Annotated in this window: 15 protein-coding genes and 3 tRNA genes; 15 read left to right on the forward strand and 3 right to left on the reverse strand. The window is 62.1% G+C overall.

The features are described 5' to 3' along the window. The first annotated feature begins 193 nt into the window (after positions 1-193). From AC1AX7_RS03865 to AC1AX7_RS03875, 3 genes are read left to right on the forward strand one after another with little or no spacing between them, the layout of a single operon-like run. A complete protein-coding gene (locus AC1AX7_RS03865; protein ID WP_476508784.1) occupies positions 194-1,612 on the forward strand; it encodes a variant leucine-rich repeat-containing protein in 1,419 nt (472 codons plus the stop codon). Positions 1,613-1,620: 8 nt separating this feature from the next. Further along, positions 1,621-5,244, forward strand: a complete 3,624-nt coding sequence (locus AC1AX7_RS03870) for a helicase (RefSeq protein WP_476508785.1) — start codon at positions 1,621-1,623, stop codon at positions 5,242-5,244. Further along, entirely contained in the window at positions 5,241-5,441 is a 201-nt protein-coding gene (locus AC1AX7_RS03875) for a hypothetical protein (protein ID WP_476508786.1), read from the forward strand. The genes AC1AX7_RS03870 and AC1AX7_RS03875 overlap by 4 nt, the downstream gene beginning before the upstream one ends. A gap of 77 nt (positions 5,442-5,518) precedes the next feature. Here AC1AX7_RS03875 and AC1AX7_RS03880 read toward each other — a convergent pair whose 3' ends face one another. Together AC1AX7_RS03880 and AC1AX7_RS03885 are read right to left on the reverse strand one after the other, a co-directional pair. Next, positions 5,519-6,073, reverse strand: coding sequence for an SAF domain-containing protein (locus tag AC1AX7_RS03880; RefSeq protein WP_476508787.1), 555 nt, complete (start codon positions 6,071-6,073; stop codon positions 5,519-5,521). A gap of 205 nt (positions 6,074-6,278) precedes the next feature. Then, a complete protein-coding gene (locus AC1AX7_RS03885; RefSeq protein ID WP_476508788.1) occupies positions 6,279-6,470 on the reverse strand; it encodes an FmdB family zinc ribbon protein in 192 nt (63 codons plus the stop codon). Positions 6,471-6,701: 231 nt separating this feature from the next. On the opposite strand from AC1AX7_RS03885, the gene AC1AX7_RS03890 reads away from it, so the two are divergent. The 5 genes from AC1AX7_RS03890 to AC1AX7_RS03910 all read left to right on the forward strand — a co-directional run bounded on the left by AC1AX7_RS03890 (position 6,702) and on the right by AC1AX7_RS03910 (position 15,222). After that, complete coding sequence (locus AC1AX7_RS03890; RefSeq protein ID WP_476508880.1) at positions 6,702-7,337, forward strand: GNAT family N-acetyltransferase; 636 nt, start codon at positions 6,702-6,704, stop codon at positions 7,335-7,337. A 330-nt stretch (positions 7,338-7,667) separates the two neighbouring features. Then, positions 7,668-8,807, forward strand: a complete 1,140-nt coding sequence (locus AC1AX7_RS03895; protein WP_476508789.1) for a hypothetical protein — start codon at positions 7,668-7,670, stop codon at positions 8,805-8,807. Between the two features lie 224 nt (positions 8,808-9,031). Further along, positions 9,032-9,325, forward strand: coding sequence for a co-chaperone GroES (groES, locus tag AC1AX7_RS03900; RefSeq protein WP_476508790.1), 294 nt, complete (start codon positions 9,032-9,034; stop codon positions 9,323-9,325). 199 nt (positions 9,326-9,524) lie between these two features. Continuing rightward, positions 9,525-10,496 carry an AAA family ATPase gene (locus AC1AX7_RS03905; protein WP_476508791.1) on the forward strand — a complete coding sequence of 324 codons (972 nt, stop codon included), beginning with the start codon at positions 9,525-9,527 and terminating at the stop codon, positions 10,494-10,496. A gap of 103 nt (positions 10,497-10,599) precedes the next feature. Beyond that, complete coding sequence (locus AC1AX7_RS03910) at positions 10,600-15,222, forward strand: transglutaminaseTgpA domain-containing protein (RefSeq protein WP_476508792.1); 4,623 nt, start codon at positions 10,600-10,602, stop codon at positions 15,220-15,222. Here the strand turns inward: AC1AX7_RS03910 and AC1AX7_RS03915 are convergent. Further along, positions 15,202-15,351 carry a hypothetical protein gene (locus AC1AX7_RS03915; protein WP_476508793.1) on the reverse strand — a complete coding sequence of 50 codons (150 nt, stop codon included), beginning with the start codon at positions 15,349-15,351 and terminating at the stop codon, positions 15,202-15,204. The two genes, AC1AX7_RS03910 and AC1AX7_RS03915, sit on opposite strands and share 21 nt — an antisense overlap. Positions 15,352-15,399: 48 nt before the next feature. On the opposite strand from AC1AX7_RS03915, the gene AC1AX7_RS03920 reads away from it, so the two are divergent. The 7 genes from AC1AX7_RS03920 to fdxA all read left to right on the forward strand — a co-directional run bounded on the left by AC1AX7_RS03920 (position 15,400) and on the right by fdxA (position 19,363). Continuing rightward, a tRNA-Tyr gene (locus tag AC1AX7_RS03920) sits at positions 15,400-15,481 on the forward strand. A 1-nt stretch (position 15,482) separates the two neighbouring features. Beyond that, a tRNA-Thr gene (locus AC1AX7_RS03925) sits at positions 15,483-15,554 on the forward strand. 5 nt (positions 15,555-15,559) lie between these two features. Next, a tRNA-Met gene (locus tag AC1AX7_RS03930) sits at positions 15,560-15,633 on the forward strand. 50 nt (positions 15,634-15,683) lie between these two features. Next, positions 15,684-15,854 (forward strand): 50S ribosomal protein L33, encoded by a 171-nt coding sequence (rpmG, locus tag AC1AX7_RS03935; protein WP_163227216.1) that lies wholly within the window; start codon positions 15,684-15,686, stop codon positions 15,852-15,854. 88 nt (positions 15,855-15,942) lie between these two features. Further along, the gene (locus AC1AX7_RS03940; protein WP_476508794.1) at positions 15,943-17,190 is read left to right on the forward strand and encodes an FAD-binding protein; all 1,248 of its coding nucleotides are present in this window, start codon (positions 15,943-15,945) and stop codon (positions 17,188-17,190) included. Between the two features lie 213 nt (positions 17,191-17,403). Next, positions 17,404-18,942, forward strand: coding sequence for an amino acid permease (locus AC1AX7_RS03945; RefSeq protein ID WP_476508795.1), 1,539 nt, complete (start codon positions 17,404-17,406; stop codon positions 18,940-18,942). 100 nt (positions 18,943-19,042) lie between these two features. Then, entirely contained in the window at positions 19,043-19,363 is a 321-nt protein-coding gene (gene fdxA / locus AC1AX7_RS03950; RefSeq protein ID WP_476508796.1) for a ferredoxin, read from the forward strand. Positions 19,364-19,408: the final 45 nt, after the last annotated feature.

The raw sequence follows: 19,408 nt of genomic DNA on the forward strand, positions 1-19,408 counted from the left end.
GCATATCATGCATGCAGGCAAATATGTAGATTTTCCTTTGCACGGGCATCTGAACATGAATCGTGCTATGGTGCACGATAGGGCGAAAATGGGACGACGACCGGCGAAAGTCCGGTACAATCCCGGCAATTGCGCGGAATCATGACACAATGGCAGGTATCGCGTATCCAGTCATGAAAGGAAGGCTGAGACGGTGAACGAGGGGCAGCGAATCTCATCGCAATGGGTCCTGAAGGTCGATGGAATCGACATCGCAAGCATCGACCCGGGCCAGGCGGTCGAAATCGGTCGCAAACCACTCAGACCGTTGATTGATGATGGTTACGAACGATTGGATATCTCGGATCCGCAGCGTTCCATGTCGAAGCGTCACGCATTGTTCACTGTCAACGAGCAGGGTGACGCGATCATACACGATTTGAATTCCACGAACGGAACCTATATCGTTCGTCCGAACGGTGACTTGATGCGTCTGCCGGCGGATGTGGATTTCACATTGCCGGGCACTGCGATTCGTATGCAATTCGGCGATGTCCCCATTGATTGTATTCGAGTGGAGCATGAGACCGATTCGCAGGAGGCCATTGCGGACCTGTTCGACTACGCCATTGTCGAAGCCAAGCAGGAGCCGGATGCCGCCGATATGTCGGTTGATGACATTCTCGATCTGCGCGCCGGCGAGCCGACGGCATTGTTCAGCGCCGGTAACGTCGCCCATCGCGTCAATGCGCTCAGGGCCGCGGAAGTGCAGTCCTTTGAGCCTGCTCGTGAGGAGAAGCACGAGGAAGACCATCATTCCATGCCGTTGAATTTCACGCAGGAGACCGTTCATGAAGAGCCTTCCCCACGTGATCTGTTCGCCGATGCCCAGTCGCAGGCCGATATCCAGTCTCAAATGGATCAGGCCGATGCCGAACTCACCGCCGCCGTGGCCCAAGCGGATGCGATGTCTGCCGTTGGCGCCGATATCGAGGACGAACAGGCGCAGCCGGCGCGATCGGACGCGCAGGCCCAGCCGGAACAATTCGCGAAGCCGAAGGATGACGTCATCCCGGTTTCGGCGTTGTTCGGTGGCAGTGTGCACCGTCAGTCGGGGCAGAACGGTCCGCTGTCCGCCCAACAGCCGGTTGAAGAACCATTGAATGCCGAACCGGAGGCGGATGCCTGGCCGGCCGAAGAAAGCACCGTGCCTATCGAACGGTCGGCCCGCGCCGAACAGCCGCTCGTGAATGCATCCGACCAGTGGTCGTTCCCGGCCTCGCAGAACGACAGCCAGTCCGCATCGGTAACCGGAGACGACGCGCAATCCCGGTATTCCCCGGCTTTCGAGCCCGGCTCGGTATTCGAACGCGTGTCCAAGGGCGGTTTCGCGCAGCCCGAGCCGGTGATCAAGGTCGACGGATACACCTCCGACGATGCGAAGCGGACCACCGATTTCACCGTGCAGTTCGAAATGGCCCGTCATCCGCAGCTGCTGCCGTTCCTGGCGATGAACCCGTCGCTGTACGATGATTTGTACGCGTGGTTGGCGGCACAGGGCAATCAGGATGTCGATGCGGCACTCGCGAATAATGAGGGATATCAGGAATACCGTAAAGCGGTAGGGAAGTGAGCCTAGAGATGAGCGAAAGCACCCAGCGTGTCTCCGGTTCGTTGGATCGCGTTCGGAATTGGCGTGAGCAATATCGTGCAGGGCTGGCGCCTTCCCCCCTGGAGGACGTGACGCAGCTTGCCGCCGAACTCGACCTTACGCATGCGCATCCGTCCGGCATCGCCCAATTGTTCGCCAGCGGTCATGTGACGTTGAATTCGCTGTTCCGCGACAACGGCATGCTGCGTGCCGCAGGTCGCCGTCTGGAACGCGTTATCGAAGACAAAACCAACAAGGGGCGCGTCAGCGGCGTAGCCGAACTGTCGCTGGTGGTGGGCGTCGCCACATGGACCGGCAATCAGGTGCCCGTGCTGCTGTACCCGGTGGAAGTGCGTAACGACCGTTCGGTGATTGACGGCGATACTGTCATCGCCTTCACGGGCCATGTGCGTTTGAATGCCGCGTTCGTCAGCGCCATGCGCGAACATGGCGTCTTCTTGCACGAAGATGAGCTGTTCGACGGCTCGCATTACGCCAGCGGCGTGCCCGACACCTCTGCGGTGTTCCATGCGATCGGCGAACAGGCGTCGCGTGAGTTCACGGATTTTGATATCGAGCGTCATATCGTGCTCGGGTGTTTTATGGATCCCGCATCGCAGATGCTGGTGGAGAGCCGCCAGATCATCGACCAATTGGAGAACGGCGCCACCGGCAATACCGTGCTGGATGCGTTGGTCGGCGACGAGGCCGCGATCAATGCGATCGCAAGTGCGGACGTCAATCAGTTCAGTCCGTTCGACAGCGATCCTCATACCGAATATGAAATCGGCGATGTCGACAATACCGTGCGTTACGCAGCGAATATCGCGGCGGCGGGCCATTCGCTGTTCGTCGATAGCGCGGCCTGCAACGATACGGCCGAACAGGCGGCGGCTATCGCGTCGCGCTGTGTGATGAGCGGCCGATCCGTGCTGTATGTGCCATGCGTGGCCGACCAGAAGCGTCGTTTCGTGCAGCACATCAACGCCAATGAGCTTAACGGCCAGATGCTGGATATCTCCGACGACGGCATCAACCAGGCGATCGATCGCCAGCTGATCGCCGCGGTCGGCTTCCAATCCGGCGTGGCCACGTCGCGTTTCGACCAGTTGGCTGATGAGTTGGTGGGCGTGCGCTCCCGCCTGACACGATATTTGGGCGACCTGCATGGCGTGAACCAGCAGTGGGGCGTTTCCGCATACCAGACCATTCAGAACCTGGCGCAGATCACGGTTATGCCGACCCATCCGGCCACGCGCGTGCGCCTGAGCAATGACGCCGCGCACAATATCGCCGGTCAGCTTGACAAGTGGGCGGAAAAGCTGCAACGCGCCGGTGAATTGGGCGAATATACGGTTGGCCCTGACGACACCGCCTGGTTCAAGGCTTCCATTTTCACCGAGGATGAAGCGGTCAGCTCCTACCAGCATGTGGTCGATATGCTGCGCAAGCTGCTGCCGACCACTCGTGAACAGGTGGCCAATACGGTGCAGAGCTGCGGATTCCCCGTGCCGAACACCGCCCAGGAGTGGTCTCGTCAGGTGACGGTGCTGAAGAATCTGCGTCGAGTGCTTGACGTATTCCAGCCGGAGATCTTCGAACGCGATATCGCATCGATGATTGAAGCGACCAAGCCGAAGGCGGAACGCAAGGCCGAAGGCTCGTCGATGGGCTTCTGGGAGCGGCGCCGTCACATAAAGGAAGCGAAGAGTCTGCTGCGTGTCGGCGCACAGGTCGAAAACCTGCACGAGGCGTTGAAGGTCGTGTCGAAGCAGGCCGACCAATGGCATATGTTCGTGCCGCATGGCGGATGGCCCGTGCTTCCGGCGAAGCTGGACGACATCCTGGAAACCCAGGAGGCGATGACCCGGAGCATCACCGCCTTGGACGTCGTTCTGGCCACGACTCCGCAGGGCGGCAATCTGGAAGCGGTTGACTTCAACCACTTCGAAGACCGTCTGAAGGCGCTGTACGACGACCACAAGGCGTTGGATACGTTGCCGGAGCGCAGCCGTCTGGAACGTGAATTCGCCACGGCCGGCCTGACCGGGCTGATCGACGATCTGCGTAATCGGCGCGTGGACACCGAAGCCGTGTCCGGGGAATTGCAGCTGGCATGGTGGACCACGGTGTTCGAGGACATCGTGCGTTCGTCGGCGATCATCTCGAACCAGGACGGTTCGGCCATGCAGGCTGCGGCGGACCGTTTCGCACAGGTCGATATCGAGCATGTTCGTTCCGTCGGCCCGATGGTCGCCCAGGAATCCATGCGTCGCTTGTGCGACATGCTGTTCTCCCGCACGCAGGAGGCGAACCTGCTGCATACCATGCTTGCAGGCGGCGGCAACATGACGCTGGACCGGCTGCGGCGCGAACACGGTCAGATTCTGTCCGCGGCCAAACCGATCCTGATCGCCACCCCGGCCACTCTGGCCGCAGTGACGAATCCGGCTCCGCTTGCCGACGTCGCCATCATCGACGCCGGCGCCCATATGCCCGCGATCCAGCTGATGAGCATCGTCTGCCGGGCCAAGCAGGTCGTGGTGATCGCGCATAGCGAGACGGTGACCTGCGAAAGCCTGCGGCTGCTGATCGGCATGCTGCCGAGCGTGCGCATCGCGGATCGCCCGGTGCGTCGTGCGCCGCAGCTTGCCGCATTGCTGAACGAGCAAGGGTACGGCGAAGTATCGTGCGATATCGCCCGCGCGAATATGCAGGGCGAGGTGCGCTACCATCATGTCGACGAGGCCAGCGGCGTGCCGGTGATGTCCACCGGATTGGTGGAAAGCAGCCAGCAGGAAATCGAAACGGTAGTCAACCTGATCATGCAGCGTGCCGCCACATTCACGATTGTGCCGCCTTCCTACACGTTGACCGTGGTGACCCTGACATCCAGCTTCCGCACACGTCTGGGCGCCGAACTGAAGTCGCTGTCGCTCAAGAGCAAGTCGATGAATCAGTTCCTGCGCCATGTCCGTTTGGTGGATATCGTCGACGTGGCCGGAGCCCAGGCCACGGACGTGATAATCGCAACCTGCTATGCGAAGACCATGCACGGTCGTCTGCTGCAGCAGTTCGGCGCTTTGGAAGGCGAAGGCGGACGCGGCATGCTGCTTGACGCCCTGGCTTTGCCCGAGCGACACCTTGACATCGTCTCCTCGTTCACGTCATCCGATATGGACGACGAGCGTCTGCACCAGTCCGGCCCGCAGCTGCTGAAGAAGATGCTGACCTGGGCGGAAGGCCTGTCTGACGATGCGGTACGCCCCGAACCCCGCGACACGTCGGATAACGTTCTGTTCAACGACCTGGCCGATCGCATTCGCGCCCGCGGCCTGAACGTTGCGGTCGACTACGGTTTCGACAACGGCATGCGGCTTCCTTTGGTGGTCGGCGTCAACGACAGGCCGTTCGCTTTGGCGGTGCTGACGGACGATGCCCGCTTCATGGGAATGCAATCCACCCGCAGCCGTCACCGCATGCTGATGCAGAACCTGGAATCCCTTGGTTGGGCCGTGATGACGGTCTGGAGCGTGGGTGCGTTCGTGAACCCCGATAAGGAAGTGGACCGTATCGTGGCCCGTCTCGGCGAGTTGTACCAGGAGGCCAAGTGAGCGAGTATTCATCGCAGCGTCGTACGCCAAGAAAGCACAAGCGCGTCGTCCGTCAGGGGACGGAACGCTTCGATGCCGACGGCGTCAAGCTCGAACCCAGCGATGTGCTCACCGAACAACAGCGTCAGGCTGACGACGATAAACGCATCCTTGGCGAGCTGCCGCCGCATTGGGCCGTGTTCAACGAAAAACGCTGACCGAACCGGCAACGCCGCATTCTCGTCTTGCGCTACCGCAAGAAACCGCAATTCGCCTTTGCCGGTCACAGCCGCTTTTAAGGCGGCCGACGCACGGCGATGATCGCGCCGGCATCCTGTATCGCCAGGATGCCGGCCGCTTCGTCCGCCGGCATCGCACAAGGCAGCATCGTCATTCCGGAATCGTCTTCCCGCGCGATATCCATGGCCATGCTGTTGCCGCTTACCGTACAGGCCGTCTCGCCTTCGGCGCAGCCAATCGACGACATCAGCGACAGCATGTCACCGGGCGCAATGTCACCGGCGTCACTGGCGATGCGCACATTCAGCACCGTGTATCCGGACGGCACGGCCGGCATGTCCGTCATCATCGACGGATATATCGCATCTCCCCGCGCGATATCGATGCTTGCCGTCAGTCCGACGGCCTGCTGCTCGCTCTTGCATACGGACCGCAACGCCATATGCGCGGGGATCCAGGCAATCGACACGTCCGAATCCGCAATGGCTTCGCCTCTTGCGATATCGATCGCGGCGACCACAATCGGCTGTGTCCGCGACGAGGCCGCCACGCATTGGCATATCGCAAACACCATGAAGAAAGCGCATAACGACGTGACGATATGCAGCATGCGATTCCTGTGCCGCCGCTCCTGCAATGTCGGCGGCCTCGCACGATGCTTCGACGTCGTATGCGGGGTATGAAAAAAGGTCACCATGCAAGCATGATGACCTATGCCCTCGGTTGCCGCAATCGAATCCGTGGCTTGTGGGCGCAGAGAATGAGTTATTCACATTACGGCGTGTTGTCGGTGGAAAACTGTGGATACCATGATCCTATTTCGACGACTTCGCCCCATCCGTACGGTAAAAGCCGCTGCCCTTGAATTCAATCGACGGCGCGGAATACACCTTGTGCACCTGCTCCTCGGAGCATTGCGGGCAGACCGTGATCGGCTGGTCCGCAAACGACTGCTGCATGGTGAAATCATAGTCGCAGTTCTTGCAACGGTAATGATAAGTGGGCAACGTTCTTCCTCTTTATCTGTTCAAACTATCCGTTCCATATGCGTCGCATATGTATGCGGCATTCGTCACGTATGAATTCGCTTCGACTATCCTAGCCCGTCCTGTGACTTGCGTAAGTCGTAATACCGCGTAAGGCGAATTCTGACGCACAATAGAGGCATGCTACTGGAACGACTGCGCAATCTGTTCACGCTCGCATCGTCATCGTCGTCCGGTGTGAACGCGATCCGCATGCCGGACGCCCTGCGTTGCCCGGATACAGGCATGCGTTTCATCCTGCGCCCGCTGACTATGGGCGACGAAGCGGAATGGAGCGAAGTGAGGTGGCGCAATGACGCATGGCTGAGCCCGTGGGAATCCGGCGATCCGATGCATGACGGCGGCATGACCTACGCCCAGTGGATCCGCTGCATGCGTATGAATGAGCGTGAAGGCGTCGGCGCCGTATTCGCGATGGAACATGACGGGCGTATCGTCGGCCAGATCTCGGTGGGCGCCATCTGCTACGGCGCAATGCGCACGGGCATCGTCGGCTATTGGGTGGACCACGGGCAGGCGGGCAACGGCTTCGCCCCGATGGCGGTGTGCATGCTCGCCGATTGGGCGTTGGCAAGCCCTGTCGGACCGAGACTGCATCGTCTGGAAATCGCGATTATGCCGCACAACAAGCGTTCGCTGCGGGTCGTGCGGAAGATCGGCGCGGTCCATGAGGGGCTGCGGCGAGGATATATGTATGTGGACGGTAGCTGGCAAGACCATGAGACCTTCGCGTTGCTTGCGGAGGATGCCGGCGAAGGCTTCGCCCGCCGTTACGCCGACGTACGCGCCCGCGCGCGAGGCCTCGCCTCGGTTCGCCGGGATTCATGAAACGCCGCTTCCGACGCTATGCCAGCCCGCGCGGCACGCCTGCGCGCATCCGCCCGCAATGCCGCCGACACGCCTTATTCCAATAGGCAATGATTGTCGGCATGTCTTTTATGCTTGTTGACTATGGGTTACGAGTCACTCAGCGCAATCGTCGTTCTGGTGATTGTGGCCATCCTCATGATCTGTTGGCTGCCAAAAAAGACGATCAACGGCATGAGGCGAGTGGCTGAACACCGCGGGGATCGTCTTTCGTCGTCCTTGCATCTGGTGGATGCGGACAGTGGAACGCGATTCTCCGACACGCATACGATGCAGGCGAAAGGGGCAGGCATGCCGGTTAACGAGACACGCAAGGGAGGGCTGTCTTCGGAACATATCGCTCAGGTGCGTGCGGAGCGTCATGCCGCCACACAGCGTCGCCGTCGCATCGTCGTTCTGCTGCTGGTCGCCACGATCGTGGTGCTGGCGTTGTCGTTCGCTTTGCATTTCAGCGCATTGTTCGCGCTGATTCCCGCGGCCGCCGCCGTGTGTGTGGTGGCGTTGGGCATCCGTGCCGCGCGGCAGGCCCGTCGGTGGGAGGCGCGTGTGGCGCGTATCCGTGCGGCGCGGCGTAGGCATGACGCCGAGCTTGCCGCTCAAGGGGCGAAGAGCCGTCGTCCGCGTTTTGAAAACGATCATGCCGCTCAGGATGCCGAAAAGGCCCTTCTTGAAGCGCGTATCGCCAAAATGCAGGCATCGCGGGCGGATTCCGCGACCTGGTCGAACGTGAACAACGATCCGACCGATGTGATGGAACAGACCGAGATCCGCCGTGCGATCGAGCTGAGCCGCTTGGAGAAGGCGGAGGCGATGGTGCGCCGCGAACAGCAGTCGTATGACGTGAAACAAGTTGTGGAACAATTGGTGGAGAATTCCGGAAACGATGGCTCCTCTGCCGCGCAGCCCCAGGCGCAATCCGCCGCGCAACCCGAAGCGGATGCTGCGGATATGACCCGGCGGGGAGCGGCCGAGTCGGGATTGTCGGTGCACGACGAACGCGATGAACGCGCGTCGTCCGAGGACGACCGCGATTGGACCGCTGAAATGAGCCGGCTCACCCTGACCCGTGTACAGGGCATGTTGGACAGCGCGAACTCGCAGGACCTGATCTCCTTCTCGCTCGGTGCTTCCCGCGGTGATAACGAGCCTGCCGTCGCGGAACCGCAGAGCCTGGAGATCAAGTCGTCCCGTCAGGTCGCGAAGGCGGTTCCGGTCGAGCCTCTGATCGAAGGCGCGCAAAGCGAAGACGATGCGCTGGATGCGCCTGCCGGCGAGGGCGAAAACGTGGATGCCGACGCCGATGCCGCCCGTGAAGCCGCCCGCGAGGCGTTCCACGAGTCCGAAATGGAAGCGGACGTCGAAGCCCCGGCCGTCACCACTGAATCGTTGGGCACTGGTTTGGAAGCCATTCTGGCTCGCCGTGTCGCCTGACCGGACGCATCGCCCTTGGTGTTGCGCTGGCGTTTTGCGGCCTGAAACCATCGTTTTTCCGATTTTTCTCTCACAGCGTTAGCACTCGAGTTGGCAGAGTGCTAATAATCGCGCTACGATAAGTCTCAGCGCGAAAGGACGACGCCGTAAGTGATCGTCAGCCTCTTGCAAGCGGGTCCCGGCGCGGAAAGTATTGATTTCTCTGTAGAAAGAGGAGGTCCACAGTGTCGATCTCACTCACACCGTTGGAAGACAAGATCATCGTCAAGCAGGCCGAAGCCGAAACCCAGACCGCATCCGGTCTGTTCATTCCGGACAACGCCAAGGAGAAGCCGCAGCAGGGCGAAGTCCTGGCCGTCGGCCCGGGCCGACGCAACGACGCCGGCGAGCGCATCCCGATGGATGTCAAGGTCGGCGACAAGGTGCTGTATTCCAAGTACGGCGGCACCGAAGTGCACTACAAGGGCGAGGATTACCTGATCGTCGCCGCCCGCGACATCCTGGCCATCATCGGCTGATTCCGCTGCTCGTCTGCGAGGGATCGCAGGCGGTGGCCGAGTCCGGGGCCTTGCGGTCCTAAAGAGCCGTGGAACCGCCCGTCAACATGTTTGTTGGCGGGCGGTTTTGTTTTGTTTTCATGCTCATTTTTCGTGCATGTGATCCGTGCGGGGGTCTTCGCGGGCCTACAATATTGCCAAGAAGGGCAAGGCATATCCGTTGAAGGATTCGGGGGACGCGATGGAAGTGTTTTCGCTGATGGACACGCTGGTCGACGAGTTGGGCCGTCGGCTGGCCTGCTCCCGTGAAGTTCGTGAAACCGTGGTGATGACGTTGGCGTCCGGCGGGCATGTGCTGTTGGATGATGTGCCGGGCGTGGGCAAGACGACGTTGGCCCGTGCGGTGAGCAAGAGCATCGACGGCGTCACCCGTCGCATCCAGTTCACGCCGGATCTGCTGCCGGGCGATGTCACCGGCGTGTCCATATACGACAGGGGCGCGGGCGCGTTCTCCTTCCATGCCGGCCCGCTGTTCGCGAATGTGGTGTTGGCCGACGAAATCAATCGAGCGAATCCGAAAACGCAGTCCGCGATGCTGGAGGCGATGGGGGAGGGAGCCGTCAGCGTGGACGGCGTCACTCATGCCTTGCCTGATCCGCTGCTGGTGATCGCGACGCAGAATCCGATTGAGACGGAGGGCACGTATCCGCTTCCTGAAGCGCAGTTGGATCGTTTCATGACCTGCGTTTCCATGGGGTATCCGACGGCCGACGCCGAGACGGACATGGTGATGAATCCGCAATGGCGCGATCCGTTGCTTGGCATGAAGCCGGTGTGTTCCACGCAGGATATCGTTGCGTTGCGCAATGCGATCGACGGCATCACCGTCGCGCGGCCCGTCGCCGAATATATCGTCGCCTTGGCCGCGGCCACACGGGATCGCGCCGATCTTGTGTATGGCGCCTCTCCGCGCGCCGGCCTGCATCTTGCGACGATGGCGCGCGCGCATGCCGCGCTGCGGCGGCGTGATTACGTGCTGCCGGATGACGTTCGCGCGGTCGCGGCATCCGTGCTGTCGCATCGTCTGATTCTGCGCGACCGTTATGCGACGTCGCATGCCCGCACGCAGGTCGCTGCGATCATTGAAACGATTCTGCGCGATCTGCCGGTACCGCGCGCCGCGGGCCGCTGAAGACGTCGGCGTTGGGCTGGAACGGCAAGGCGGGCGCATTATGAGACGGAAAAATAGGACGGCGCGGAAGTGCGGTGCAAGTCGCCCTGTTTCGGCGTGGCCGTTGGTCGCGCCCACCTTGCCCGGACTGCTTGTCGCCGCCGGTGCGGTCGGATTATGGTATGCCGCTTTATTGCTGGATGAGCGGGCCGTCGTCGCCGCGGCCCTGGCGGCAAGCATCGCGATGATCGCGGAATTGCTGATGGTCGTCGTGCAATATTGCGGATGCCGGATTTGGGCCAAGTATGATGAGGCGCGGCCATTGCAGGATGATGATGGCGGTCGGATCGGACGGCGTATGGCGGGGCCTGCCGGCTGGCGCGGCATATGGTGGCCTCGTCGTGCGCAGGCGAAGCCGTATTACCGCGCCTGCGATTTCCGGGATCGGCCCGTCGGCCCCGTCCTGCGTGGAATTCCGGAAAAACGCGGCTACTACGTCCACGAATACACGGTGTTCCGCTGGCATGGGCCGCTCGGATTGTGGCAGGCGCGCCGGGCCATGCCGGGCGACGCCGCGACCTGTGTCGTGCCGAAGCCGAATGGCGGCGGCGCGGCATGCGTGCAGGCGGGCGTGCGCAATCAGCATGACGCCTTGCGGCATGATGATGAACAGTCCGGCATGATCCGCCAGTATGCGGCCGGCGACCCGATGCGGCACATCGTCTGGCATCATTCCGCCCGTTACGACGACCTCATGGTCCGCGACGAGAACCGGCAAAAGCGCGGGAACATGATCATCTGGCTGGATGCCGCAGCCGCATTGCACGACGCGCCGCCGACATCAGGCGGTGAGGCGGTGCGGCGTCGGCAACTGCGAAACCGGCATGGCCGAACGCGTGATGAACGCCCCCAAGGCGGCGGCGACCAAGGAATTGGTAGTCGGAATCATGACGACGGGAATCACGGCACCCTCATCGACGTGATGGCGGCGCGCGCTGCGATGTGGCGGCGGCATGCGGCCTCATCCCAGCCGATGGTCAGCGATGGCGTCGCCGTCGCGCAGACCGGCGACGACGTCATCCGACTCCTCGCCTGCGCCGGCTATGGCGATGATGCCGGCGGCATCAGGCGGGACGATCGCGACAATCATGACGGCCTCGCCGATAATGATGGTTCCGCCGTCGCGCGGGCGTCCGCGCCGGCCACCGCGTCCATGCCCGCGGCATTGCGGGCCGCGCTCGCCGATCCGCAGACAGTGGTCGTGGCGATCAGTCCCGATCCCGATATCGCCGCGCGACTGGCCGGGCGATGGCATATCGCGCAATCCAGAATCACAACGGATATCGTCACCGAGCCGACAACGCCGGTCCCATTGGAATACATCGCATCCCGGCCGGCGGCGACGCGGCGGGGCCGGCAATCCGCGGCATCGCGGCAGTCCCGGCGTCCTACGCCAGCACGTGGCAAGTGCGCGACGCCGCTGAACTGCGGCGTTACCGCCATCGCGCTGTATATCATGTTCGTCTCCACGATCCATGCAGCGTCAACGCTTGTGCAGCCTGGAACGTGGACGCCGTTCGCATACGGCACGTTCGCGTTCGTTGCGGTCGAATCCGTGATTCCCGCACATTGCGGACGCGACGGAAAATCCGCACGGATGCGCGACGCGCTGGTTTCCGCATTGCGCTGCGTCCTGGTCGCAGTGCTCGCGATCATCGCCGCGATCGTATCGGCAAACGGCCTGTCCGCACGGCATACCGGAATGTGGATGTTCTGGCCCACCGAAAGCCAACGGCAGGCGGCGGGCCTCGTGCTGAACCGGCAGACGGATTGGCTCGCGCAGGCCGCGTCGATCGTGAATACGGGATTCGACGACCTGTACCGCCAACTGCCGCCCGTACAGGTGGAATGGCAATCAGACGTCGTGCTCGTCATCGCGGTGGCCTGCGCGGCGATCATATTGCGCATCCTGCTGGCATTGCGCATATCGAGACCGCTTATGGGCATGCTGCCGGCCGTGGCCGTGCCGGCGGGCGCGCTGCTTGTCGGGCAGAACGCGCCATGGTGGTGGCTTGCGATCATCATCGCGGCCTGGATCGTGCTGTTGGGGACGGTGCGGCCATGCGATGCCGGCGTCGTAATCCGCGGTGCCGCTGCCATTTCGGTGACGGCATTGAGCCTATGCTGCACGCCGTCAATGCTGGAAATGGCGTACGGCGTCCCGCTGTCGTTCGGCGAATCGACGGGCCTGTTCTCGTCGAATATGGTGAATCCGATCGTCGATCTGCGGCGCTCGCTGACGCGCGGCTCGTCGCGGATCGCGCTGCGATACAAAACGGACGCGCCGCAATACCTCCGCCTCGGCACATTGGGCGATTTCGACGGCGACACATGGCGATTCGACGACACCATCGCGCAGGCCGCCGATCTTTACGGTTCCGGCTTCCGGCTGGGAACCGTCGGCGACCCATCGTCGGATACGGGCGACGCGGGCATGAGGACGCTGTTGCGCAACCCCTGGCCGCTGTACGCCTCCCTCGTATCGAGCCTGAACGGGGAAGGCGAGGATGAAGCCATCCTGCAGAATCTGCATGTGAACGGCACCGTGGAAATCCGCGGTCTGGTCTCCCGGTTCATGCCGATGCTCGGCGTATCGAGCGAGCTCGCCAGCCTGAAAGGGGCATCACTGTCGGATTGGCGGCCATATGAGGACGGCAGCAGATACAGCCGCACATCCAGCACGTTTGACGGCATGTCATATTCGATGGACAGCCTGTACATGCAGCCGATCAGCGACGATGCCGGTTTCGATCAGGTGGATGCCGCGTTGCAGGCGTACCGGAAATTGATGCCGCAGCAGCAAGGCGAATATGCGACATGGCAGGAGCGCGCCGTGCAGCGCCAGCAGCTGATCGCGGACGGGCTGGCGGAACAGTGGGACGGCGTGCTGGCGATTCCCGTGACCATGGATGAGCCGGGCGGATTCATAAAACTGTCGGACGGCAGCATCGCGGCGACCCTGATGCGGCAGCCGGCCGGCTCGTTCACCGCCGCCGACGGCACGGAGCGCACGACATACGACTACGAATTCACGGACGATTTCCTGCAGCGCGCATACGTCGGCGATGACGAATGGCGGGTCATGGTGTACGGCGCTGACGGGAACGACGTGCTGGTACTGCCCATGGAGGCGCTGCAGGCGGAGTCGCAGTCGGTTTCCGCGGGCGACGAATCCGACGCCGATGCCGGCATCGACGCCAACATGTCATCAAGCATGACGCTGGACGCCGTCAGCATGCAAGGAATAACCGACATCATCCAGCAACATGTCACGAATTCCGTCGGAATGAGCATGTGGCCAGGGCGGACGGCCGCGGTCGACGGCGACGACAACGCGATGTTCACGCGCGCCATCGGCGGTGCGAACGAATACGCGCACGAACATTACCTCGAACTTCCCGACACATTGCCGGACAATGTGCGCGCCTTCGTCAACCAGGCCGTTCAGGATGGCGTGAACGTCGAATCGACATCCTCATCCGACGAGACATCACGGCAGATCGCGGCAATGCGATACCTGGTGAAGACCTTCACCGATCCCGACGAAGGATTCACCTACACGTTGCGTTCGCCCGACGGCAACGGGCGCGACAATATGGAAGTCATCAACGATTTCCTCGCCTCCCGCGCCGGATACTGCACGCACTATGCGACGGCGCTCGCCGTATTGGGGCGCGCCATGGACGTGCCGACGCGCGTTGTGCTGGGATACGGCGCGAGTCCCGTAAAAGACGCGGACGGCTGGTATCAGGTCTCGTCGAACCAGTTGCATGCGTGGACGGAGGCGTATGTCGACGATGTCGGTTGGGTGCCGTTTGACGTGACGCCGTCGGCGGGCGATGATGCGGGCGATGCCGCGGCATCCGCGCAATCCGATGACGCCGGTGATGAGGACGGGCAGTCTGCGGCGTCCGCTGGGAACGCGCCGTCGGATCGGTCCGATGCGGCCGACACGGATGCGACGTCGCCCGATGATGCGAATACTGATGATGCGAACGCTGATGATGCGCGGGATATCACCGAATCCGATGACGTCGCGAATGCGGCGCAACCGCGGAATATCGTGTCAGCATTGCTGGAATCACACGCTTCCGTCATTGCGGTCGCGGCATCGTGCGCCGCTCTTGTGCTGCTGCTTCTGTCGACTCCCGCAATGGCGCGCAGGCGGAAACGGCGGCGCCGGCGTGATGTGATGGTCGGATTCGACGATGCCACGCCGGATTGCGATGCCGCGTCGCCTTCCTCGGAACGTGCGGGGGAGGCGTGGCGCGCCGCCTGGCGCGAAATCGCGGACAGCGCGTGGGATGCGGGAATGCGCTGGCGCGCAAGCGACAGCGATGCCGACATTGCGCGTGCGATCGGCGAATACTGCGCAAGCAGGAACCGGGAGTCGACGCAGGCAGTCGCCGAACGAGGGCGGGCCGCAGCCGAGAAACGCACGGCGGCCGCGTCGGCCGTCGGGACGGACGTTGCGTCGGACACTGCGGCCGACGCCGCATCGGACACGTCGATCCCGCAATATGCGGAAGACATACGCCTGATCGGCGCCGCGGCCGCCGGAGCCGCATTCGGCGGTAGACCGGAGAGCCCGGGCGGATTATGGCGGCGCGTCGAACGCGTGCGGGCGGCCCTGCATATATCCCGCCTGCGCCGCATGTGGCCGGCCTCATGGTGGAAAGGGGAGTAGAGCGGTTTTCTTTTTCGCCGATGTGCGCTTGCGGATGAAAGAAGGCTGAAAACATTGGAAAATGGCCGTTTTTAAGGTCTGTGACTTGCGCGACACGCCGAAGTTGCGCGGCTCGGTCGTTTCGTGCATACTATCACCTGTTGCCGGTTGCGGGGTTCAACCAAGAACTGGTAGCATGGCGGATTTCCCAAGCGGTCAAAGGGAACTGACTGTAAATCAGTCGCTTCGTGCTTCAGTGGTTCGAATCCACTATCCGCCACGCCTCGATAGCTCAGTGGTAGAGCACTTCCTTGGTAAGGAAGAGGTCGTGAGTCCGATTCTCACTCGAGGCTCTCATGGCGGGATAGCTCAGCTGGCTAGAGCGTACGACTCATAATCGTAAGGTCAAGAGTTCGAGTCTCTTTCTCGCTACTAAAGGCCGGCATACGTCGGTAGACAACGAACCACAAGAGGTGAACCCAATGGCAAGCAAGAGCGCCGACATTCGTCCGGGCATCACGCTGGCATGCACCGAGTGCAAGGAACGCAACTACATCACGACGAAGAACCGCCGTAACACGCCGGATCGTCTTGAGCTGAAGAAGTTCTGCGCTCGCTGCGGCAAGCAGACCGTGCATCGCGAGACCCGCTGAATAAGCTTCAAAACCCGACCGACAGGTCGGGTTTTTTGTTTTCTCGTATGGTTTCGGGCAGCCTTCGCATATGTGTATGCTGGGGCGTATGACACGTTTTGCCGACATCACCACCATCGCCGTAGGCGGCGAAATCGCGCGTTTTATTGAGCCGACCAGTCGTGTGGGCGTTATCGAAGCCGTTGAGGAAGCCGATCGCAAAGGGCTGCCGCTGTGCGTGATCGGCGGGGGCTCCAACATGCTGGTCTCCGACGAGCCGTTCAACGGCGTCGTCGTACGCGACGCCCGCCACACCATCAGCGTGCTCGACGAGGCCGCCCCGGTGGAAAACGGCGAACGCATCGTGCATGTGAACGCGGAGGCGGGCTGCAATTGGGATGATTTCGTCGCATTCTGCGTCGAACTCGGCTTGGAGGGCATCGAAGGGCTTTCCGGCATTCCGGGAACCGTCGGCGCGTCGGTCGTGCAGAATATCGGCGCATACGGCCAGGAGGTCGCCTCCGGCATCGAATCGGTGGAGGCGTGGGACCGCGCGACGAAGCGGACCTGCGATCTGAGCAATGAAGAGCTGCGTTTCGGCTACCGTGCGAGCGCGCTCAAATCCAGCATGTATGCGGCGCCCGGTGTGCCGGCGGACGAATTCTTCCCGACGCCCCGCTATATCGTGTTGTCGGTGACGTTCGCGCTGCGCCACAGCGAAACCGGCGTCGTCGGCTACGGGCAGCTCGCCAAAGCGCTCGGCGTCGAAGTCGGCGACCGCATGAATGTCGCCGATATCCGCAACGCGGTGCTGCGGGTGCGCGCGTCAAAAGGCATGCTGGAGGACGCGACGCGTTACATGCTGCCGGCGATGCGCGGCACGAAGCGCGACGGCCAGATCGCAATCGGATTGAAGGCGCAGTGCAACGGCCTCGCCTCCGCCGAAGCCGCCGTCAACGAAGCCGCCGGCGACGAGGCCGCCGATGGCGGCGTCCCGGTCGATTTCAACCGTCACAGCTGCGGCAGTTTCTTCATGAATCCGATCCTGACCATCGACCAAGCGGAAAACCTTCCCGAGGACGCGCCTCGTTTCGAGGCGGCGCTGCCGGACGGCACGCCGGGCGTGAAAACGTCTGCGGCCTGGCTGATCGATCATGCAGGCTTCCATAAAGGATATAAAGTCACGCCGGATGCCGCCGCAGGCCTGTCCACATTGCATACGCTCGCATTGACGAATCGCGGCGATGCCACCGCCGAGGACATCGCGGCATTGGCCCATGCCATTCAGGAAGGCGTCGAACGGGCATTCGGCGTACGCCTGATCCCGGAGCCCGTCGTCATCGGCATGCGGCTGTAAACGGAACGGGTGCGGACGGAACGGCCGTAGACGGGACAGTTGCGGACGGCGTGGCCGCACGGCAATCCGGCCACGCCGTCCATATTGGTGGACTTTTCCTGCACGCATATCCTCATCTGCCTATACTTGGCCGCGGTCAAGAGCGGCGCTGAACGCCGGACGGCGATCCGAAAGCAGGCCCGATCAGCGTCAAGAGCAGAAGAAGGTATCATTATGCAGCTGTTTCGCACGAAATCAGTTGAACAGACGCTGGCGGAGGCCGGCGAGGAAGGCCATGCGCTCAAACGCGACCTTTCATGGTGGGATCTGGCGATCATGGGCGTGGCCGTCGCCGTCGGCGCCGGCATCTTTTCGGTGGGCGCGCAGGCCGCGGCCTTCCATGCCGGCCCCGCGGTGATCATCAGCTTCCTTATCGCAGGCATCGTGTGCGGCGCCGCCGTGCTGTGCTATGCGGAATTCGCGTCGATGATTCCCGTGACGGGCTCCGCCTACACGTTCACGTATACGACGGTCGGCGAAATCGTCGCATGGATCATCGGATGGGATCTGATCCTGGAAATGCTGATGGCCTCGTCGGTGATCTCCAAATATTGGGGCGTGTATCTGAATGATTTCTTCGGTCTGATGGGCTGGGGCTTCGACACGAACGTTCATGTCGGGCCGCTGACGGTTGATTTGGCGCCGGTCGTCGTGGTCGCGTTCTTCACGACGCTGCTGGTGTTCGGCACGAAGCTGGGCGCGCGCGTCGACGGCGCGATGACCGTGCTGAAGATCGCCGTCGTGCTGTTCATCGTCATCGTCGGCTTCTTCTTCGTGAAGGCGGAGAATTTCACCCCGTTCATTCCGCCGAGCGAGCCTGCCGCATCATCCGAAGCGGTGATGAACCAACCGCTGTGGCAGTGGGTCACCGGCATGACCCCATCCATTTACGGCATTCCCGGCATTCTTTCCGGCGCGGCCCTCGTGTTCTTCGCGTTCATCGGCTTTGACGTGGTCGCCACGACCTCCGAAGAGACGAAGGACCCGAAGCGCAATGTGCCGTTGGGCATCGGCGTCGGCATGATTCTGGTGATCGTGCTGTACATGCTGGTGGCGATCGTGACCACCGGCATGGTGTCATATAAGGATCTGGCCGCCGTCGAAGACCCGTCGCTGGCCACAGCCTTCGAACTGGTCGGCGCGACCTGGGCGGCGAAGATCATCAGCTTCGGCATCGTGCTCGGACTGGCGACGGTTGTCATGGTGCTGCTGCTCGGCGTGACGCGCGTCGTCTTCGCGATGAGCCGCGACGGCCTGCTGCCGCGTGGACTGAGCCATACCGGCAAGCACGGCACTCCCGCCCGCCTGCAGATCGCGATGGGCGTGTTCACCGCGATCATCGCCGCCTGCTTCGATATTTCGGTGCTGTCCGACATGGTGAATATCGGTACGTTGTCGGCGTTCACGTTGGTGGCCGTTTCGATTCCGATCATGCGCAAGCGTCGCCCCGACCTGCCGCGCACCTTCAAAATGCCGGGCAATCCTTGGATTCCGATTCTGATCGCCGTCGCCAATCTGTGGCTGATGCTGAACCTGTCGGTGGTGACGTGGATTCGTTTCGTGGTATGGCTGCTGGTCGGCTTCGTCATTTACTTCGCCTACGGGTATCGTCATGCGCTGCTGGGAAGGATAGCCGGCAATGCCGGCGCCGTCGATGCCGCCGGTGACAAGCAGGGGGCGGAAAGCGCGCAAAACACGCAAAGCAAGCCGTGACAGGCGGGAACCATCGCGGACCGCGACTGGCGCCGGCCTTGTCGAAACCGCAATCGACAAGGCTTCGGAGTACCCTTGAACGTGATATAAGGAGGTAACCATGCCATACGTGATCGCCGAACCGTGCGTGGACGTCAAAGACAAGGCCTGTGTGGACGAATGCCCGGTCGACTGCATTTATGAGGGCGCGCGCTCGCTGTACATCAATCCGAACGAATGCGTCGATTGCGGCGCATGCGAACCGGTGTGCCCGACCGAAGCGATCTTCTACGAGGACGATCTGCCGGATGAGTGGGCATGGTACAAGGACGCCGCCGTCAGCTTCTTCGCCGAAGTCGGCGACCTGGGCGGCGCTTCCGCAGCCGGCCCGCTCGGCAAGGATCCGGAGCAGGTCGCCGCGCTTCCTTCGCGCAGCGCCTGACGCTTGCCGATTGTCGCCAAGGCCTCCCGAATTCCGGGAGGCCTT

The organism is Bifidobacterium sp. LH_449, assembly GCF_056356755.1.

Bases quoted from the DNA above. Each gene is read 5' to 3' on its own strand.
- AC1AX7_RS03880 (WP_476508787.1), bottom strand. From the start codon at position 6,073: ATGCTGCATATCGTCACGTCGTTATGCGCTTTCTTCATGGTGTTTGCG.
- rpmG (WP_163227216.1), top strand. From the start codon at position 15,684: ATGGCAAGCAAGAGCGCCGACATTCGTCCGGGCATCACGCTGGCATGC.
- AC1AX7_RS03940 (WP_476508794.1), top strand. From the start codon at position 15,943: ATGACACGTTTTGCCGACATCACCACCATCGCCGTAGGCGGCGAAATC.
- AC1AX7_RS03870 (WP_476508785.1), top strand. From the start codon at position 1,621: ATGAGCGAAAGCACCCAGCGTGTCTCCGGTTCGTTGGATCGCGTTCGG.
- AC1AX7_RS03915 (WP_476508793.1), bottom strand. From the start codon at position 15,351: ATGCACGAAACGACCGAGCCGCGCAACTTCGGCGTGTCGCGCAAGTCA.
- AC1AX7_RS03945 (WP_476508795.1), top strand. From the start codon at position 17,404: ATGCAGCTGTTTCGCACGAAATCAGTTGAACAGACGCTGGCGGAGGCC.
- AC1AX7_RS03890 (WP_476508880.1), top strand. From the start codon at position 6,702: ATGCCGGACGCCCTGCGTTGCCCGGATACAGGCATGCGTTTCATCCTG.
- fdxA (WP_476508796.1), top strand. From the start codon at position 19,043: ATGCCATACGTGATCGCCGAACCGTGCGTGGACGTCAAAGACAAGGCC.
- AC1AX7_RS03895 (WP_476508789.1), top strand. From the start codon at position 7,668: ATGCCGGTTAACGAGACACGCAAGGGAGGGCTGTCTTCGGAACATATC.